The sequence below is a fragment of the Marinimicrobium agarilyticum DSM 16975 genome (assembly GCF_000423345.1).
GTDB lineage: Bacteria > Pseudomonadota > Gammaproteobacteria > Pseudomonadales > Cellvibrionaceae > Marinimicrobium > Marinimicrobium agarilyticum.
Window position 1 is genome coordinate 58,702 of record NZ_AUHU01000015.1, and the last position, 19,974, is coordinate 78,675.

The following is a 19,974-nucleotide window of genomic DNA, read 5'->3' on the forward strand; positions in this document are numbered from 1 at the left end:
TTTGCGCCACCACCCACCGAAACCGGGAGTCACCCCATGGGAACGCGACAACCGTTCGGCCTCTATAACATCCGCACGGCATTGCTGGCCTTTGTGCTCGCCCCGTTTTTGCTGGTGATGGTGATTACCGCCGGCTTCAGCCTGCAGCAGCTCGAGCAGGCCGCCGAGGAGGGCATGGAGGAAGAGATCGAGCTGATTGCCCGCTCCATTCGCCGCCCATTGAGCTACGCGCTGGAAAACGGCCATATGGAAACCCTGCGCCGGACGGTGACCTCTGCCGGCGACATCGGCCGGGTTTATGGCGTTTACGTGTACGACGAAAACGGCGAGCGCATTACCGCCCAGGGGCCCAGTCAGGTCCAGGTCCCCGATTTCAAAGCCGCCGATCTTGCCTCCCGGGGGAGCGAGCAGAGCGCCTTCGAGGAGATTGACGGCGAGGCAATCTTTTCCTATTTCATGCCGCTGTCCGACAGCGGTGGCCAGATCAATGGTCTGCTCCAGGTCACCCGCCGAGGCAGTGATTTCGTGCAGCAGATCCGCGCCTTCCGCACGCAAGCGATTGCGGTGTTGTCCGGCTCGGCACTACTTGTTCTGCTGCTGGTATGGGTTGGCTATCAGCGCGCGATCGGTCGCCACATCCAGGGGATGGGCTCGGGCATGGCTTTGGTCGCCAGCGGCGATCGGGGCCACCGCCTGACCACTCAAGGACCGACCGAGCTGCGCTATCTGGCCCAGGGCATCAACCGTATGCTCGACAGTATCGTCGCCTCGGAGCGGGAGATCAGCACCCGGCGCGAACGCGAATATCAGCTCAAGAATCAGCTCTACCAGGCGGAGAAACTGGCCGCAATCGGCCGTTTTGCTGCCGGTGTTGCGCACGAGCTGGGCACCCCGTTGAGCGTGGCCGACGGCAAAGCCCAGCGGGCGCTGCGCAAACTGCCCGAGGAGCAGGCGCCACCGCTGCAGGACATTCGCCAACAACTCCAACGGATGGAGCGGATTATTCGACAGTTGATGGATTTCGCCCGCCCCGTCACCCCCGAGCGCCGCGAAATCCGCCTGCATGAGATGATTCAGTCGTCTCTGCAACAAGTGGAGGGGGAACGCCAGAAAGAAGGCGTCACCCTGGAGACCCGCCCCCCGGATCAACGCTGCCCCCCCATCAACGCCGATCGCCTTCGCCTTGAACAGGCGCTGATCAACCTGCTGCGCAATGGCATTCAGGCAACCCCAGGCGGGCGGGTGCGGCTGAGCTGGCACTGCACGGCCGACCAGGCCCACCTAATCGTTGAGGACGACGGACCCGGCATTGATGAAAGCATCCGCTCACAGTTGCTGGAACCCTTTGTCACCACCAAACCCGTGGGCGTGGGTACCGGCCTCGGCCTGGCGGTGGTCAACGCCGTCATTACCGAGCACGGCGGGCGTATCGACATCGGCACCAGCGAGCTGGGTGGCGCCCGCTTTGACCTTGACCTTCCCCTGAACCGATCCGAGCCAGGAGCCCGCGAATGACCACACCGGCCAGCCCCACCGATATCCTCCTGATTGAGGATGACCCGGACCTGCGACAACTGCTGACGGAAGAATTGACGGACGCCGGCTACCGCTGTGCCGGCGCCGGGGACCTGGCAGGGGCGCGCCGCTGGCTGGCCGAGGAGGCCCCCAAGCTGGTGGTCAGCGATCTGCACCTGCCCGATGGCAACGGGCTGGATATGCTGGAGGAGCTGCGCCAACTGCCGGTGCGGCCCAGCTTCATCGCCATCACCGCCTTTGGCACCATTGATCAGGCGGTCGATGCTCTCAAGCGCGGGGCGGATGACTTTCTTACCAAACCCCTGGATCTGGATCACTTCAATCTCTCGATCACCCGTACGCTCCAGCGCCAACAATTGGAGCAGGAACTGAGCTACTACCGCCGGCTGCTGGAGCAGGGCGAATTCCACGGCATGATCGGGCGCAGCCCGCGTATGCGTCAGCTGTTCACCCAGATCCAGCAGGTGGCACAGGCCGGCGGCCCGGTGCTGGTCACTGGCGAAAGTGGCGTGGGCAAGGAGCTCGTGGCCCGCGCTATCCACCGAGAGAGCGACCGGCGCGAGGGCCCCTTCATTGCGATCAATTGCGGCGGCATTGCGGCCAACCTGCTGGAGAGTGAATTGTTCGGCCATGCCGCCGGCGCCTTCACCGGCGCCACCAAGGCCCGACGCGGGCTGTTTGCGAGTGCCAATGGCGGCACATTGATGCTGGACGAGATTGGCGAAATGCCGATTGAGATGCAATCCAGCCTGCTGCGCATCCTCCAGGACGGCAAGGTCCGGCCGGTGGGCAGCAATGCCGAACAGAGCCTGGATGTACGCATCATTGCCGCCACCAACCGGGAACTGCCGGAGGATGTGACCGAGGGGCGCTTTCGGGAAGACCTCTATTACCGGCTGGAAACCTTTGCGCTGGAGGTGCCGCCGCTACGCCAGCGGGGCGACGACCTGGAGCGGTTGATCGCCCACCTGATTCACCAGTTCAACCAGCGCCGCCAGCAACCGGTGGACGGCCTGAGCACCGAGGCGCTGAACCTGCTCAAGCGCTACTCCTTTCCCGGCAATGTGCGCGAGCTGGCCAACATTATCGAGCGCGCGGTGACCTTCTGCACCGACCGACTGATCGGACCCGAACACCTGCCCGAGCGCGTCCATCTCTCGCCCCCCACCCCGGAGTTGAGCGAGGGCTCCGACTGGCAACCACCCACCACCGGCGGCCAGTTGGTGTCACTGGACAATGTCGAGCGCAGCTACATTCATTACGTACTCGAACAGGTAGACGGCAATAAAAAGCGAGCCGCCGATATCCTCAATATTGGCCGTCGCACATTGTATCGGTGGCTGGAGACAGATGCCTGAGGCTCAATTTGGCACAGCCGAGGGTGAGTCAAATTGGCACATGGGCAGAAACGCACAGTGATTCGGTTCACATCCCCAACCGTTCTACTTTCGAAAAACGCCCTGTTTTCAGTAGGTTAAGAAACTGCCCCAAGGGTGGCACGGGCTTTGCGACAGGACAGGTGAAATAAACGACTCTCCGTTTGAGTCCATTGCAATCAGAAACGAGGAGAACACTATGCGTACCATCAAACATCCCGTAATGGCCCTTCTTGCCGCCGCTGGCTTGCTGGCGGGTGCCGCCACCGTAAGCGCGCAAGGCCAGCCCCAGCAGGCGCCAGCACAGCCACAGACCCAAGCGCCGGCCATGGACGTCAGCGAGAGCCAGGTGGAAAACTTTGTGGATGCCTACATGGCCGTGCAGGGCATCAATCAGGAGTACACCCAGAAGCTGCAGAACGTGGAAGACCCCGAGAAAGCCACCAAAATGCAGCAGGAAGCACAGACCAAAATGCAGGAAGCCGTTTCAAACTCCGGTCTGAGCATCTCCGAATATCAGAAAATCGCCCAAGCGGCGGGTCAGGATCAGGAGCTGCGCAGCCAGATCGAAAAGGAGCTGACTTCACGCATTGAAACCGAACAGGACTCGTAAGCGCGCGAGTACGATTCAGCCGGGGCGCCAGCCCCGGCGCCTACCGTGTCATCTCCCCCCAATTGCGCTAGACTCTCCCTCCACACAGGTTGCCATATCAACACTCCCGTAAACGCTGTTGGAGAACTTCATGATGTCAAATACCCGGTCGTTTTGGATCTCCCTGCTATTGACGTTCTTTCTCGCCTCTCCGGCGCTGGCTCAGAGCGGCTCTGAGCGCTTTGGCGACTACCAGGTCTACTACAGCGTGTTCAACAGCACCTTTGTGCCCGCAGACATCGCCGCCATACACGGGCTGGTGCGGGGCGAAGACCGTGCACTGATCAATATCAGCGTCACTTCGGCCGAGGGCGGCCTCGGCCAGAAAGCCGAGGTCAACGGCACCGCCACCAATCTGATGCAACAAGCACAACCTCTGGACTTCCAGGAAATCAATGAAGGCGGTACCTACTATTACATCGCCCCCATGCGCCACACCGAGGAAGAGGTATACAACTTCCGGGTCAACGTTAAACCGGAAGGGGCCGAACGTGCCTTTGAGCTGACGTTCTCCCAGAAAATGTACACCGAGCCGTCGCATTAAGGAGCCCCGAATGCAAAACCTGGTTCTCGCCAGCGGCAATCCCGGCAAGCTTCGGGAGTTTCAACAGCTACTCGCCGACTGCGGCTACGACGTCAAATCCCAGGGCGAATTTGGCCTGGACAGCGCCGAGGAAACCGGCCTGACTTTTGTGGAAAATGCCCTTCTGAAAGCCCGACACGCCAGCGCCCAGACCGGGCTACCCGCCTTGGCGGACGACTCCGGCATCGCCGTAGACGCGCTCGGGGGCCGTCCAGGCATCTATTCGGCGCGCTACGCCGGCCCGGAGGCCACCGACGCCGACAATAACGCCAAGCTGCTCGACGAGCTCCAAGGCCTGCCAGAGGCGGAACGAGGGGCGGCCTATCACTGTGTGCTGGTGCTGGTCCGCCACGCCGAGGACCCGACGCCGCTCATCGCCCAGGGCGAGTGGCGCGGCCATATCCGCACCGAGCCCGCAGGCGATGGCGGTTTCGGCTACGACCCTCTGTTCCAGGTACCGGGCCGCCATTGCAGCGCGGCACAACTGGATAAAACAGAAAAGGCCCACATCAGCCACAGGGCAATCGCCACCCGGACTCTGCTGGACGCCTTGAAAACGCGAACGGTTTGACCTCTCGCGCCGAGGCTCCTTGAAGTTTGGTGCTCCTTGTGGCGTAATTGAGCCTCAATATACAAATAAAAACGCCAGGGGCTTAGGCGAAACCACCAAGCTGATTCCCATCCGCACGTTCAAAGCTCCTGAGTATCACTACCGACCACCTCAGGATTATTGCCTCATGGAACAGCATACACGGCATTTTTTAGACTTCACCCCCTCTACCAAGTCCCACCTTTCCAAGCCTTTCAAAACGCTTCTGGTGGTAGTCTCGCTTGCATTTTGTGTCCTTCAGGCCAATGCCGCAGAGAATGCCAAGCAGGTTGCCGAACGTTACGGCGCCGACGCCGCCCGTGAAATGGTTACCATCTCGCCCAATGGCACCGCCATCGCTTTGCGCAGTCGTTCGGAGAAGGGCGATTTCGTTCTGGTGCACTCGCTCGTGGACAACAAAATGATCACTGGGGCAAATGTCAGTGAAATCAATCCGAAACACTTGTATTTCCTCACGGACCAAAAGCTGATCATGATCGCCTCGGAAGAGAAACGCCTGCGAGGGTTCAACGTCACGCACATGGAAATCAGCACCGCTTATGTGCTGGATCTGAAAACCGGCGACATTGAGCAGTTGTTGCGCCCAGGCGATGTCATCTGGAAAGCACAGAGCGGGCTGGGCCGGGTCTCGGGCGTTTCCAAAGACCGGAAGACGCTATACATGCCGGCCTACACCGGGCGTAACCGCCAGGATCGTGACCCCGACCTGGCACTGCTCGCCGTGGACATTGAAAACCCTCGAAGCCCCAAGGTACTCGAGCCAGGCCATTCCCATACTATCGATTATTACGTCAACGATAAGGGTGACGTGCTTGCGGAAATTCGCTATGACCAGGAAGCGCACAGACTGTATGTGGTCGTGCCGGAAAACGGTGGCGGCGATCGAACGATCTATTCCGAGAAAGACGCCAACCTGATCACCCAGTTCGCCGGACTGACCAAGGACATGAAGTCTCTGTTGGCGATACGAAGCAACAAAAACACCGGCGAAGGAAACTATTTCAAGCTCTCTTTGAGCGATGGCTCTGAACAGGAGTTACATCTGGGCCGGGATGATGTGGACATTGAAGACGTTTTTTTGGGCCTCGACCGAGTGGCGGTCGGGATCAGGTTTGGCGGCTTCACCCCCCAATATCACTTATTCGATAGCGACGCCTCCCGTCGACTGAAAGCACTGCAGAACCAGTTGGAAGGACACGCGGTGGAACTCTCCAGTCTCAGCGAAGATAACAAGCACATTGTGATCAACGTCCAGGGAAACTCTACCGCTGGTGATTACTACCTGGCTACCGAAGGCCAACCGCTTCGCTACCTGACCAGCAACCACCCCCAGATACCGGAAGGAGGCGTCAACCCGACCGTGCAGATCGAGTACGAAACCCGGGATGGGTTGAAAATTCCGACGTTGCTCACACTTCCTCAAGCCAAAGTCGACAACCCAAAAAACTTGCCGACGGTGATCTATCCTCATGGCGGGCCCCACACTTACGACCGGGTTGGGTATGACGGGTTTGTACAAGCCATGGCTGCGCGCGGGTACGCGGTCGTTCAGCCTCAATTTCGAGGCTCCACCGGTTTTGGCATCGACCATTGGAAAGCTGGACAGGGCGAATGGGGCCGGGGCATGCAAGACGACCTGACGGATGCCGTCCGCTACCTGACCGAGGCCGGGCTCACCGACGCGGAACGCGTTTGTATTGTCGGAGGCAGCTACGGCGGTTACGCCGCGCTCGCGGGCGCGGCCTTCACGCCCACCGTCTACCGTTGCGCCGTTTCCATCAACGGTGTCAGTGACCTGACATCCATGATGGAGCACGACGAAGAGAAGTTTGAAGAAAGCGATTGGGTCTATGAGTACCTGACCCGCTCGGTCGCCAAAGATTTCTTCACTCCCGAACGCATTGCCGCCTATTCCCCCGCAAACTTCGCTGGCGGTATCAAGACCCCGATTCTTTTGATTCATGGCGAAGACGACAAGCGAGTTCCCGTTGAGCAGTCCGAGCTGATGGCAGAGAACCTGAGAAAAGCCGATAAGGCCGTCGAATTCGTTCGTCTGAAGGAGGCCGGCCACAATCTCTGGAAGGAAGAGTCCAGGGTGAAAGCGCTGAGCGAGGTACTGAAGTTTCTTGACCAGCATCTGGCCACAGCCGAGTGAGCACAGGCTCCCGCCCGCTACGGGCGGGAGCCGTCCATGTTATAGTGCCGGTTTTCACCACTGACGAACCCAGGCTCCATGTCCGCCGCCTTGCCCTCCCTGACTCTGCCGCCGCTCTCCCTATACGTACACATCCCCTGGTGCGTACGAAAGTGCCCTTACTGCGACTTCAATTCCCACCAGGCGGGGGAAAACCTGCCCGAGCACGAGTATGTCGACGCACTGATTGAAGACCTGAAAGCCGAGGCGCCTATGGCGCAGGGACGGCGAATTCATACCGTTTTCTTCGGGGGCGGCACGCCCAGCCTGTTTTCCGCCGATGCCATCGGCCGTATTCTGGAGAACGTCGACCGGCTGGTGGGTCTGAGCACCGATGCGGAAATCACCCTTGAGGCCAACCCGGGCACGTTCGAACAGGCGCGTTTCTCCGGCTACCGCCACGCTGGGGTGAACCGCCTGTCAATCGGCATACAGAGCTTCCAGGAGGCGCAGCTACAGCGTCTGGGGCGCATTCACGGACGAGAGGAAGCCCTCGCCGCCGTGGAAGTGGCGCGCAAGGCGGGCTTTGATAACCTCAACCTGGACTTGATGCACGGCCTGCCAGACCAGACCACGGCCGCTGCCCGGGCCGATCTGGCGCAGGCCATCGCCCTGGCGCCGGAGCACTTGTCCTGGTATCAGCTCACCATTGAGCCCAACACCCACTTCTACAATGCGCCGCCGCTGCTACCGGTGGAGGACACGCTGGCGGACATCCAGGACACCGGTGAAGCCCTGCTGGCCGCCGCCGGTTACCAGCAGTATGAGGTGTCGGCCTACGCGCGCCCCCAGCGCCGAGCAGGCCATAACCTCAATTACTGGACCTATGGCGACTATCTGGGGGTTGGCGCTGGCGCCCACGGCAAAATCACTCTGCCAGAGTCGGGCCGTATCGTCCGTCGCTGGAAAACCCGATTGCCGGCGCATTACCTTGAACGTCGCCACGGGGGCTCGACCGGCCCCATGCTCGCCGGCGAGCAGACGCTGGAGCCCGAGGCCCTGCCACTGGATTACTTATTGAATGCATTGCGACTGAATGAGGGGGTACCATCCGCTCAATTCACCGAACGCACGGGGTTGCTTTTGCAGGCGCTTCAACCCGCCTGGCAAGGACTGGAAGAAAAGGGGCTGGTCCACCCCTATCGGGAGCGACTGGTCACCACCGATCTGGGGCGTCGATTTCTGAATGATGTTCTGGCCGCCTTCTAGACGAGCACTAACGTTTGGAGGAGGCCAGCGCCTGAAGCTCGCGATAGAGCCCGTCCGCCTCCTCACTCAGGAGCGAATAGGTTTTGATGTCGCCGCTGCGCTGCGCCACCATGGCCGCTTCCAGCTTCTTTTCATAAGCTTTCTGCAAGCGCTTTTGGGGGTCGGGCTTTAACCAGCCAAACATACGTTTACTCCGTCACTGTGTTAGAAGTTGTCGTCATCGCCCGCTCAATGGCCTCAATTACCGCCTCGGAGTCGGGCGCGGTGCGACTGTCAAAGTGGGCCACCACGGTCCCGTCCGGCGCCACGACGTATTTGTTGAAATTCCAACCCGGCGCCTCGCTCTGGCGGGCCAACTCGAGAAATAGCGGATTGGCGTCATCGCCGGTCACCGCTGAGGGCGCGATCATGGTGAAGGTCACGCCGAAGTTCTCGTAGCAGACCGTAGCCGCTTCCTCTTCGGAGTCCGCTTCCTGGTTGAAGTCATCACTGGCAAAACCCACGACGGCCAGCCCCCTGTCTTTGTAACGCTGGTGCAGCGCCTCCAAGGGATTGAACTGGGAAGCGTATCCGCAGTGGCTGGCGGTGTTTACCACCAACAGTGCCTGTCCCGCGAAGCGTTCGCACAAGTTGATATCTTCGCTGCTGTGCAGACGGCGATACTCATGGTCCAGAGCCTCGGGGCACTCGGCGCTCCAGGCGTTGGCACAGAGCAGTGCCAGTATCAACAGGGCAAGGTAGCGAGCAATCATGATATTTCCTCTCGGTGGGCGGCAGTGCGCCCCAGTTGGATGGGAGCCAGAATCTCTATACTAGCCTAGTATGACCTTATGGTACGTCTTACCGGCGTCATTGGACCACTGCCTTTCAAAACGCGAGCGTGGGCCGTAGGGCTGGCCCAAACGCCCGCCACGACGTATGATAATCCGCACCGATGACACCGGTTACATAACAGCAATAACGGGGCCCTCTATGACCTTGACTCACTCCAAAACCACACACCATGGCCGACTGCTATTCTGGTCTTTCACCGTCGCCCTGGGGGGCTTTCTGTTCGGTTTCGACACGGCCGTCATTTCCGGAGCGGAACAGGCCATTCAACGCCAGTGGGCGCTGTCGGATACGCTCTTGGGGCTGATGGTCTCATCGGCGCTGATCGGCACGGTTATCGGCGCCATTTTCGGTGGCATTCCCTGCGACCGCTACGGCCGAAAAATTACCCTTTTCTGGATTGGTATCCTCTATCTGGTCTCCGCGCTGGGCTCGGCTTTGGCACCAGACGCTTACAGCCTGATGGCCTTTCGCTTTATCGGCGGTCTTGGCGTCGGGGCTTCCTCAGTCGCCGCGCCGGTGTATATTTCGGAAATCGCCCCCGCCGGGAGCCGGGGCCGATTGACCGCCATGTTCCAATTCAACCTGGTATTCGGCATTCTCTGCGCCTATCTCTCCAACTACTGGGTGGCCGCCGCGGGGGGAGAGTGGCGCCTGATGCTGGGTATTGAAGCGATACCAGCGCTGGTGTTTGTCGTTCTGGTGCTCTTTGTGCCCCGCAGCCCCCGCTGGCTGATCACCCAGCGCGGTAACCGGGACGAGGCCCGGCGGGTGCTCGCTTTGATCGACCCCAGCCGGGTGGAGCAATCGCTCGAGGAAATTGAACACAGCCATAAAGCGCAAAGTGGCCAGAGCGAATGGCGTACGTTTTTATCAGGGCGGTATCGTTGGCCTATCCTGCTCGCCTTTCTGTTCGCTTTTTTCAATCAGCTCTCCGGCATCAATGCCGTGATCTACTACGCACCACGCATTTTCACCATGGCGGGGATGGAAAGCAGCGCCGCCCTTCTTTCCTCCGCCGGCCTGGGGCTGGTCAACCTGGTGTTCACCTTGTTGGGGCTGGCACTCATCGACCGTTTTGGGCGCCGGTTTCTGATGTACATCGGCTCGGTGGGCTACATTGTCTCGCTCACCTGCCTGGCCCTGATTTTCTATCGGGAGGCCTTTAACGGCAGCCTGGTGCCATTGCTGATTTTCGGCTTTATCGCCTCCCACGCCATTGGGCAGGGGGCCTGTATTTGGGTGTTTATCGCGGAAATTTTCCCCAATCGGGTGCGCGGCTACGGCATGTCGCTCGGCTCGGGCACACACTGGGTTTTCGCCGCTTTGGTCGCCTTCAGCTTCCCCTACGTCGCCGGCACCTTTGGCGGCGCGCCGATTTTCGCCTTTTTCGCGGCGATGATGGTGCTGCAGTTGCTGTTTGTCCGCTACCTGATGCCCGAAACCAAAGGCACATCGCTGGAAGCACTGGAGGGACAGCTCGAGCAAAACCGGTAAACGCGACGGGGGCGAAGTGCTACACTTAAGCCGAGCATTTCGCCCAATTCATCCAGCGACGCCTGACCCCATGCTTCGACTGATTCGCTACACGCGAGAGAACCCCATCGCCGCCCGCCTGCTCGGTCTGATTATTCTCAGCAGCTCCGCGATCACGCTCGTCGCGATACTGATGCAGCTGTATTCGAGTTTTCACGACGACATCTCCGCTCTGGAAGAGCGTATGGATCAGGTGCGGGTCAGCACCCTGGCCAGCATTACCAAGAGCCTGTGGGGCTTTGACCAGGAACAACTCTCGATTCAGATTGAAAGCGTGCTGGATGTGGAGGATGTGGTTCATGTCAGCGTCTCCTGGAGTGACTGGAACAACAGCGAGCAAACCCTCGTGGCCCATCGGGACGGTATCACTCTGGAAGACATCGAGGCCACGCCCAACCAGTTTCTGGTCAAAGAGTACCCGCTGGTTTATGAGGACGACAGCACCCCCCGGCAGGAGTTGGGCACCCTGCGGATTACCGCCAGCCTGAACAATATCTACGATCGACTGTGGCAGCGCACATTGTTTATCGCTGGGGTCCAGGGCACCAAAACTCTGGTGGTGTCATTTTTCATACTGTGGCTGGTGTTCACTCTACTCACCCGCCATATGGAAACCATCGCCCAGTACGCTCGCCAATTGCACCTGGATAATCTGACCACGCCGCTGAAACTCAAACGGGTCAAAAGTGACGACAAGCCCGATGAGCTGGACAATGTGGTGAATGCCATTAACCACATGCGCGAGACGCTGCTCGAGGACATCGAGCAACGTCATGCCATTGAGCTGGCCTTGCTGAGTGAGAAAGAGGAAAAAATCAAAAGTCAGCGCCAGAAACTGGCCGCCGAGGACGCCAACCGGGCCAAGAGCCAATTTTTGGCAACCATGAGTCATGAAATTCGCACACCGATGAACGGGGTCATCGGTATGCTGGACATGTTGCGGGATACCCCCCTGAACGACAATCAGCGCCATTACCTGGATGTCATTCACCGCTCCGGCGAAACCCTGCTCGATATCATCAATGACATTCTGGACTATTCCAAGATCGAAGCCGGCAAAATGCAGCTGGAAGTGGCCGCCTTCGACCTGGAAGACCTGGTGGAAGACTGTCTGCAACTGTTCGGGGCCACAGCCAACAAGCATGATATCGAGTTGATGGGCGGGGTGGACCCGGAAGTCCCCCGCCGGCTCAAAGGCGACCCGACCCGACTGCGCCAAATTCTGATCAACCTTCTGGGCAACGCCTTCAAATTCACCGCCAAAGGGCACATTGCTTTAGAGGTGTCTCAGGCTCAGGACAGCACGCCTCAGAAACCCAAGCTATTGTTCGCTATTCAGGACACGGGGATCGGCATCGCCCACTCCGCTCAACAGACCCTGTTCGACTCATTCAACCAGGAAGACACCTCCACTACCCGCCAGTACGGCGGTACCGGGCTCGGTCTGGCAATCTGCAAAAGTCTCGCGGAGCTGATGGGTGGCGAGATCGGCGTGGAGAGCGAAAAGGGCCAGGGCGCCCGGTTCTGGTTTACCGCCACGTTTGAAACCGTCCCCGACAGCCTTCAACGGGAACAACGCGCGCTGCAATTGCTGAGCGGTCGCCGACTGCTGTTTGTCGACCCGAGCGAACGCCTGGGCGACTTTCTCAATCGCCACGCGAAACGCTGGGGCATGACTCTGGACTGCGTCCCTTCCGGCGAACGCGCAATGACTCGGCTGCGCGAACTCAACCGTGATGACAAAGCGGTCGACTTTATCGCCATTGGCAGTCAGCTCGACGATATGAAGGGCGTGACCTTCGCCGAGCGGCTGCTGCAGGAACCGGCTGCCGGGGAGATACCCCGGGTTATTCTCAACGCTGGCGAGTTGCGGCTGGGCCCGGATACGCTGGAGAAGCTACGGATACACAGCCTGCTGCACAAACCTTTCTCGGCCCGCAGCCTTCGTCGGCGCCTGATCAGTATGCTCGGCGAAAGCCTGGAAACTGAGCAGGAGACGACCCAAAACGAAACGGATTACCGGCAGTTTTCCCACCTGAAGGTTCTGGTCGCCGAGGACAATGCCGTGAACCGGATGGTAATAAAAGGGCTGCTGGGCAGAATGGCCATCGAGGCGGAACTGGTCGAAGACGGGCTACAGGCCTTTGAGGCGGTCTGTCAGAATCACTATGACCTGATCCTGATGGATTGCGAGATGCCGGAAATGGACGGCTTCGAGGCGACCCGCAGTATCCGGGAGCACGAGCGCCATCATCACCGCGCCGCCATTCCCATTGTGGCCCTGACCGCTCACGCCCTTCAGGAGCACCGCGAGGAAGTATTTGCCTGCGGCATGAACCACTACCTGGGCAAGCCCATCACCCTCGCCAAGCTCTATCAGGCCTTTGAGAAAATGGGGTTCACACGGCCCTCAAGCGGCTCTGCGCCGGTCAGATAACCGGCTCTAGCGAGTACCGACTGGCGGGCATCTCAGGGCGATGCACCTCACCCGGGCCCACCGCCTCATCCGCCATTTTCTCTCGCGCCAGTGCCCGATCCTCTGCATCGGCGTCAATTCCCTCCTGCGGCTTGGCACGCTCCCGATACACCAATCGTACCAGTACCGGGAAGTGATCGGAGCCAAAGGATGGCAGACGCTGCATATCCTCCAGCACAAAATGCTCACTGTGGAACAGATGATCCAGAGGCCAGCGGATAAACGGATAGTCAGCGTGAAAGCTGTTGAACATACCGCGCCCGATGCGCGGGTCCAACAGTCCACTGACTTTGCGGAATAGCCGGGTGGTTAGCGACCAGGCCACATCGTTCAGGTCGCCGGTAACGATGGTCGGCACATCACGTTCACTTTCCGCAACGCTGCGACCGACCATCACCAGCTCGGCGTCGCGCTCGGAGGAGGTTGCATTTTCGGAGGGGCTCGGCGGGGCGGGGTGCAAAAAGTGCAACACCACCCGGCGGCCGGAGGGCAGCACCGCTTCGGCGTGTATGGAGGGCACGTCCTCCTCCACCAGAAACTGTAAGGCGGCGTTTTCCAACGGATAGCGGGAGTAGACATGCATTCCGTACAGGTTGTCCTGCGGGCACTTGATGGTGTGGGGATAGTCCTGCTCGAGGACATCGAGTTGCTCTTGCCACCAGTCATCAGACTCCAGTGTCACCAGTATATCGGGCCGGTTTTCGGCCACGATTGCCAAGAGCCGTTCGGCGTTGCGGTTGGGGGTCAGCACATTGGCGGTCATAATGGCGATGCGTTGCTGGCGGTCCTTCTCCGAGAGAGTCCCGGCGGAGCGCACTTCTTTCGAGTGCAGTGGCGTATATGGCACAATCCACCAAGCGTGGTACGCCAGACAGGCTGAGCTCAGGGTGAGCAATATCCAGGTGGAGAGCTGCCCCCAATCGAGCAGGCACAGGAGCGCCCCCACCAGGACCAACGCCAGGCAGGACAGTTGCAAGCGGGGAAAGTCCAGCCCTCGCACCCACCAGGCTTCGATGCGGGAAAGTGGAATCAGGGTCAGCAACAGCAGTAAGACCACCGCTACCCAAAGTCCTGTCAGCATGAATACGTTCCTTGCGCAAGCGGCTCGGGTTCGGTCCAAGCCGCGGTTGATCGGTCTGTCTTCGAGGTTAGGGCAATTACACGAAGCGGACAAGGAAAGGCGTCGCATTGCGCCCAGCAACAACATATTACTGTCGCGTAACTACCAACCACCGAGCCAAACCCATGACCTATTGCTTTTCACCCATCGGCATCGTGCACTCGAGCTTTATAGAGAAGTTTGGTATTCCCCGACAGCCGGGGTTGGCGCCCGCGGTTCGGGCGCGTCTGGAGCTGCTGCCCCCTTACGATGACCCGCAAGCACTGGAGGGGCTGGAACAATGCACCCATCTCTGGCTGCAGTTCGTGTTCCACCGGCCGCCGAGCGACCAATGGCGGCCGCGGGTCCGCCCTCCCCGGTTGGGTGGAAACAAGAGTCTGGGCGTTTTCGCGACCCGCTCCCCCCTGCGCCCCAACCCGATCGGTTTGTCGGTGGTGAAGCTTGAGGGCATTGAACAGGCGCACGGTAAGCTGTTCCTACTATTGTCGGGGGCGGATTTGCTGGACGGCACGCCGGTGCTGGATATCAAGCCGTATGTGCCATACACGGATTCGGTGCCGGAGGCGGAGAATCGCTTCGCGGGGGAGGCCCCGGCCTGGGTGCCGGTGGAGTTCACACCGGAGGCCGACTCGGCCTGCAGGGCGTTGAGCGACACCACGGGGCAGGATTGGCGGGCGTTGCTCCAGCAGATTCTGCAACAGGACCCACGGCCCCAGTACCAGAAGCCGGACCCACAGCGGCGCTATGGCATGACGCTGAAGGAGGCGGAGGTGCGTTGGTATTATCACCCGACAGCCGAAGGAGAGCACCAATTAATGGTGACTGAAGTAATTCCTCACAAACCATGAAGCCCTTGGTAACACGCAAAACCTAACCGTGAAGGATTGCTTCACGCCCGGCCCAAGGTGGAATAGACCGGTTGTAGACCCGCCGTAAACCCATCCATGGGGGCTTCTCATCGGCATCCATGCCTCAGAGAGTCTACAACCGGTCTATTCCACCTCGGGCCTCAGTGCCAATAGAACCCCAGAGGCGATTGGTTGGCGATTCTGGCCATGAGAGTGAATTGAACCGCAGGCCGCTACCTCAAAACAAGGTGGGGCTCACCCGGAGCGGTTTTTCTCGAAGCTCCCCTTTCTGGCGGATGCGCTTCGCTTATACCGCCCTACGGCTGATCCCGGCACTGAGGTTCGGTATGGGGTGCACTGTTCCCGGACCGTGGAGCGGGGGACCCGCGATTCGAGCCCCCAGGGGCCGCTCTCTGGCATCCATGCCATCGCGGCATTAGTGAATCCCTTCACGTCATGGGTTTACGGCGTGTCCGGGGACAGTGCACCCCATACCGAACCGGACTAAACGACATCCAACGCCAGAGGAAGATGTGCTATCATGCCGACCCTCTTTTCCACCCCTCCCCCGCACAACCCGAATCAGCTGAGGTGACAGCGTTCATGAGCAAGAAGTCATTGGACAAAAGCAAAATCAAATTCCTGCTGCTGGAAGGCGTCCACCAGTCCGCCGTCGACACCCTCAACGCCGCCGGTTACACCAACATCGACTACCTCAAAACCGCGCTGTCCGAAGAGGAACTGATCGAACGGATCAAAGACGCCCACTTCGTCGGCCTGCGTTCGCGCACTCAACTGACCCGCAACGTCTTTGAAAACGCCCACAAGCTGATCGCCGCCGGCTGCTTCTGCATCGGTACCAATCAGGTCGACCTGCAGGCAGCCCAGGAACACGGCGTGGCAGTCTTCAACGCCCCCTACTCCAACACCCGCTCGGTCGCCGAACTGGTGTTGGCCGAAGCCATCCTGTTGCTTCGGGGCATCCCGGAAAAGAACGCCGCCTGCCATCGCGGCGGCTGGAAGAAATCCGCCCTGGGATCCTACGAGATTCGGGGCAAGACCCTGGGGATTATCGGCTACGGCTCGATCGGCAGTCAGCTGAGTGTTCTGGCCGAGTCGCTGGGAATGAAAGTCTGCTTTTACGATGTGATCCCCAAGCTACCGCTGGGTAATGCCGCCCAGATGCGCAGCCTGAACGAACTGCTGAACCACTCCGACATCGTCAGCCTGCATGTACCGGAAACCGGGTCCACCAAGAACATGATCGGAGCCGAAGAGCTTGAGCAGATGAAGCCCGGCTCGATTCTGATCAACGCTTCTCGCGGTACGGTCATCGAGATCGATGCTCTGGCGGAGGCGATCAAGGCCGACAAACTGGCCGGCGCGGCCATCGATGTATTTCCGGTCGAGCCCAAAGGCAACAGCGACGAGTTCGTCAGCCCCCTGCGAGGCCTGGACAATGTGATTCTGACCCCACACATTGGTGGCTCCACCGTAGAGGCGCAGCAGAATATCGGGGTGGAAGTGGCGGAAAAGCTGGTGATGTACTCCGACAACGGCACCACCACCAGCTCGGTCAACTTCCCGGAAGTCGCCCTGCCGGGGCACCCGGACGCGCACCGCCTGCTGCACGTACATGCCAACGTGCCCGGTGTCATGTCCGCAATCAACCGGATTTTCTCGGACAACGAAATCAATATCGCGGCCCAGTACCTGCAGACCAACGAGAAGGTGGGCTACGTGGTGCTGGATATCTACTCGCCCTACAGCCCCGAAGTGCTCAAACAGCTTCGGGAGATTCAGGGCACGATCCGCTGCCGGGTGCTTTTCTAACGCCCGAAAAAGAAGTCCGCGACCGCCGCGAAAGCGGGGTCGCGGTACCCTTGACTCTCGTTGACCAAGTGATGCCTCGCCTCGGTAATCATCTCGACCCTCAGATTCGGCAATAGCCGGCCGATCTGCTGCAGGTTGTACTGCCAGTCCACGGTACCATCCCCCGTTCCCTGAACAATGAGCAGCTCATCGTCCCTCACGGGCCAGCTACGAAAAGTTTCGTCCCAGGCCTTCATGGCCCCCACCCACTCGACGCTGACTTTGCGGTACTGAAGGGGGTCCTTGTGCTCGAGAAAATCGTTGAAGTCATCATCGTGAGAGCTGTCAGTGAAAGTACGAGGCACTTCCTTCACCCAACGGTGCAGCAGCGCATACAACCACTTACTGAGCCCCCAGGCTTGAGGTAACACTAACGGTGCGAACAGAGCGGTTCTACCGGTGAGAGCGGGCCCGTAACGCCAAAGGTGGTTGAGCAAGGTGGCACCGCCCATACTCTGGCCAAAGGCGTAACGGGGCCCCGAGAACAGCCTGGCTGAGCTCTGCAACAGTGCATCAAGCACGTCGGCATAGCGGTTAAAACTGTCGATAACCAAACGTTCTCCCGAGCTCAACCCATGGCCGGGGTGATCATAGGCCAAGACCGAAAGCCTTCTTTCCAGAGCAAAGTGCACCGCCTGGGCATACAACGCCGAATGATCAAAATAGCCGTGCACGATGGTGAAAGTGCCTTGAGGGTTTTCGGGAACCCAGTATTGTACGGCGATATCCCAACCTTCCACCCGCGAGTACCCCATCCGGTGCGCCACATCGGGAAAAGCCGCCTCCATGTCGAGTCCATAGTGCTTAAGGTAGGCTCGAACCTGTGGGTCACCTTGGCAGCGCGCATCGCGCTCCAGATCAAAGTGCAACTCGGGCAGGAGCGCGGGCAACCGGGAAAAATCGGGGGCATTTTCAGACAGACTCACAAGCGGGCTCCGTCGACAAAGGAGCTTCCAGTCTAGCAAAATTGGAAAGACAAACGAGGAAAGAAAGCCGCGCGCCAAGAGAGGGCACGCGGCGTGGAGAAGGGCCCCGATCGCCGGGGCGATCGTTTATTCCGCGGTATCGGTCATCACCTGGAGCGCGCCACTTACATAAACCAGAGGCGCATTCCAGTTGATGGTGACTTCGTTGGTGGAGTAGCTGCACCAATCATCCAGGTAGGCCTTGGCGATGGCCTCATCCCCCGCCGGATAGTTGATACCCTGGTCTTCGCAGTCTGCCGGGTAGTCGATATTCGGGCCGCCCACCACAAAGCCGGGGACCGGCGCTTCGATATCGTCCGCCTCCGAGGCACGATGGTGAATATGCATGGGCGTTTTATCGCCGTGGCCGGTCACGTAGGAATAGCCGGTGGGATTGCGCCCCAGAATGTAATCGAACAGCGACTGGGCCGCTTCCCGGTAGCGGGTTTCCGAAGGCCTCAGCCGGTAGCCCTGCAGCAGCATCATCGCCCGGTTGAGCACATTGCCGTTGCTGCCCCAATAAAAGTCGCCGTCCACCATGGCCACCCGGTAACTGGAACTTTGATCGAGGCTGGCCAGCGTATTGGCGACATTCAGTATCTGGGTTTCAACCGCCTCGACATCCGCCGGATCGCTCAGCAGGTCTTTATGAAACGCCAGCGACATCCAGGCCAGCCCGCGAGTGTCGGGCCAAGCGGGAACCCAGTTATCAATATTGCGCCGCTTAAAGGCGTCATAGTAGTGGGTTTCTTCCGTGGTAATGAAAAGCTCGGCGGCGGCCCAAGCAAATTCGTCCACGAACGGGCCCGCGTCCCCGTACTCCCCGGTGCTGACATCCGCCGGGTTTTCAAACGCCACGTCAGGATTGTCGAGCGCCCATTGCCAGGCACTGATCGCGGCGTTCAGCATCTCAGTGGACAGCGTCGCGTCAATCGGCTCGTACACCCGGCTGGCCATCGCCATAACGGCGGCAAAGTTCAGGGTCGCCGAGGTGCCCTTACCAATCACATAGCGATCGCCCGCGGCCTCGTGAGGCATCTGAATACCGGCAAAGTTGAGCGTCGTCAGTTTATGGTAAACGCCCCCGTCTTCGTCTTGCATTTGGAGCATCCAGGACAGATTCCACAACGCCTCGTCGAGGATGTCCGCCCGGCCATTGTCGCTTTCAGGGATATTCACGTCTTTGCCGGTGTAATACTCCGGGAAGTGTTCGTAGGCTGCCAGTAGGGTATAGGTGGAAATCCCGGAGTTAACTACATACTTGCCAAAATCCCCCGCGTCATACCAACCTCTGGGAGCTTCAATGCTGTCTCCGGGAGAGCGCGAGCCATCAGCGGCGGTCTCGTGAACCAACACATTCATATCGGGATGCCCCATCGGCCGGGCATACTCACCCGCATGCACCTCACTCAGTGCCGTGCTTGCCCGGTTGAAATAGTAGGCTTTCAAGGCCGCGTCACTCAGTGAGTCGTAAACATCGCTTCCAATTTCGAAGGGGTGTGAGTCGCCCACGCCCTCCACACGCACGAGATAGTCGCCCGGCTCTACCCACCCGGAAAAATCAGCCAAGCTGACCGCTTCACCCGCTGGAGACCACTGAAGGGCGGTCGACAGCGCGCCCGTGTAAACGGCCTCTCCGGACTGGCGGTCGATCAGGGAGAACATCTCTGCCTCGGCCTCGGGGATGACCGCCAGCTTTTGAGCCTGAGGCAGAAAGCCAACCTGGTTCACCCGTATGCCGCCCAGTTCGGCCGGCGCACTGCTGGCGCTACTCTGGTCACTGGATTCACTCTGCTGAGCCGCGGAGCTGCTGGCCAGACTGCTTGACTGCCCCTCCGAGGTTGACTCACTGGAGGTGCCATCCGAGCTGTTCTGGGTCTCAGAACTACTCTGTGTCTCTGAGCTGCTTTGCTCGTCTGAGCTGGAGCTGTCCGACTCCGGGCTGTCATCACCGGAGGAAGAACCGCAGCCTGACAGGAACGCCAGACACAAAAGGCAGGATATTGACCGCTTGATCATTCCAAACATGGGGAGGGGCCTCGTGGGAGTTATTATCGATTGTTAACGTCCATAGGGGTTGCTTCTGGAACCCTCTTTTAGTCTACCTAACAATAAGACAATAGGGGCCTCTCTCGCGCTTTTCAAGAGGCAGTTTGTGCGACAAGT

At 59.6% G+C, this 19,974-nt stretch carries 16 protein-coding genes; 11 read left to right on the top strand and 5 right to left on the bottom strand.

Annotated elements, in window-relative coordinates:
* Positions 1 to 36 precede the first annotated feature (36 nt).
* The 7 genes from G547_RS0114450 (at position 37) to hemW (ending at position 8,160) form a co-directional block, all read left to right on the top strand.
* Positions 37 to 1,515, top strand: a complete 1,479-nt coding sequence (locus tag G547_RS0114450) for a sensor histidine kinase (protein ID WP_027330468.1) — start codon at positions 37 to 39, stop codon at positions 1,513 to 1,515.
* The gene (locus tag G547_RS0114455) at positions 1,512 to 2,894 is read left to right on the top strand and encodes a sigma-54-dependent transcriptional regulator (RefSeq protein WP_027330469.1); all 1,383 of its coding nucleotides are present in this window, start codon (positions 1,512 to 1,514) and stop codon (positions 2,892 to 2,894) included. Before G547_RS0114450 ends, G547_RS0114455 begins: the two co-directional genes overlap by 4 nt.
* Before the next feature lie 217 nt (positions 2,895 to 3,111).
* Complete coding sequence (locus G547_RS21640) at positions 3,112 to 3,525, top strand: DUF4168 domain-containing protein (protein ID WP_051235521.1); 414 nt, start codon at positions 3,112 to 3,114, stop codon at positions 3,523 to 3,525.
* Positions 3,526 to 3,655: 130 nt separating this feature from the next.
* A complete protein-coding gene (locus G547_RS0114465) occupies positions 3,656 to 4,108 on the top strand; it encodes a DUF4426 domain-containing protein (protein ID WP_051235523.1) in 453 nt (150 codons plus the stop codon).
* A 10-nt stretch (positions 4,109 to 4,118) separates the two neighbouring features.
* Positions 4,119 to 4,718, top strand: a complete 600-nt coding sequence (gene rdgB / locus G547_RS0114470; protein WP_027330471.1) for an RdgB/HAM1 family non-canonical purine NTP pyrophosphatase — start codon at positions 4,119 to 4,121, stop codon at positions 4,716 to 4,718.
* A 166-nt stretch (positions 4,719 to 4,884) separates the two neighbouring features.
* Positions 4,885 to 6,912, top strand: a complete 2,028-nt coding sequence (locus G547_RS21645) for an alpha/beta hydrolase family protein (protein WP_051235525.1) — start codon at positions 4,885 to 4,887, stop codon at positions 6,910 to 6,912.
* Positions 6,913 to 6,990: 78 nt separating this feature from the next.
* Complete coding sequence (gene hemW, locus G547_RS0114480) at positions 6,991 to 8,160, top strand: radical SAM family heme chaperone HemW (protein WP_027330472.1); 1,170 nt, start codon at positions 6,991 to 6,993, stop codon at positions 8,158 to 8,160.
* A gap of 7 nt (positions 8,161 to 8,167) precedes the next feature.
* Here the strand turns inward: hemW and G547_RS23475 are convergent, their stop codons facing one another.
* Positions 8,168 to 8,344, bottom strand: coding sequence for a DUF6435 family protein (locus G547_RS23475; protein ID WP_157209894.1), 177 nt, complete (start codon positions 8,342 to 8,344; stop codon positions 8,168 to 8,170).
* 4 nt (positions 8,345 to 8,348) lie between these two features.
* On the bottom strand, positions 8,349 to 8,912 hold the full coding sequence (locus G547_RS0114490) for a glutathione peroxidase (protein WP_036188856.1): 564 nt from the start codon (positions 8,910 to 8,912) through the stop codon (positions 8,349 to 8,351).
* Between the two features lie 220 nt (positions 8,913 to 9,132).
* Between G547_RS0114490 and G547_RS0114495 the strand changes: the two genes are divergently transcribed.
* Positions 9,133 to 10,488 carry a sugar porter family MFS transporter gene (locus G547_RS0114495; protein WP_051235527.1) on the top strand — a complete coding sequence of 452 codons (1,356 nt, stop codon included), beginning with the start codon at positions 9,133 to 9,135 and terminating at the stop codon, positions 10,486 to 10,488.
* Between the two features lie 70 nt (positions 10,489 to 10,558).
* Entirely contained in the window at positions 10,559 to 12,964 is a 2,406-nt protein-coding gene (locus tag G547_RS0114500) for a response regulator (RefSeq protein ID WP_027330475.1), read from the top strand.
* On the opposite strand, the gene G547_RS21650 is transcribed toward G547_RS0114500, so the two are convergent.
* Entirely contained in the window at positions 12,957 to 14,084 is a 1,128-nt protein-coding gene (locus tag G547_RS21650) for an endonuclease/exonuclease/phosphatase family protein (RefSeq protein ID WP_051235529.1), read from the bottom strand. The genes G547_RS0114500 and G547_RS21650 overlap by 8 nt on opposite strands.
* 164 nt (positions 14,085 to 14,248) lie before the next feature.
* Here G547_RS21650 and tsaA point away from each other — a divergent pair, with 164 nt between their 5' ends.
* The gene (gene tsaA / locus G547_RS0114510; protein ID WP_027330476.1) at positions 14,249 to 14,971 is read left to right on the top strand and encodes a tRNA (N6-threonylcarbamoyladenosine(37)-N6)-methyltransferase TrmO; all 723 of its coding nucleotides are present in this window, start codon (positions 14,249 to 14,251) and stop codon (positions 14,969 to 14,971) included.
* A 603-nt stretch (positions 14,972 to 15,574) separates the two neighbouring features.
* Positions 15,575 to 16,804: a phosphoglycerate dehydrogenase gene (gene serA / locus G547_RS0114515; RefSeq protein ID WP_027330477.1), complete on the top strand. Its 1,230-nt coding sequence runs from the start codon at positions 15,575 to 15,577 to the stop codon at positions 16,802 to 16,804.
* Here the strand turns inward: serA and G547_RS0114520 are convergent.
* Both G547_RS0114520 and G547_RS21655 read right to left on the bottom strand, forming a co-directional pair.
* Positions 16,801 to 17,769: an alpha/beta hydrolase gene (locus G547_RS0114520; protein ID WP_051235530.1), complete on the bottom strand. Its 969-nt coding sequence runs from the start codon at positions 17,767 to 17,769 to the stop codon at positions 16,801 to 16,803. The genes serA and G547_RS0114520 overlap by 4 nt on opposite strands.
* 126 nt (positions 17,770 to 17,895) lie before the next feature.
* Positions 17,896 to 19,836: a glycoside hydrolase family 9 protein gene (locus tag G547_RS21655; protein ID WP_245573488.1), complete on the bottom strand. Its 1,941-nt coding sequence runs from the start codon at positions 19,834 to 19,836 to the stop codon at positions 17,896 to 17,898.
* Positions 19,837 to 19,974 lie beyond the last annotated feature (138 nt).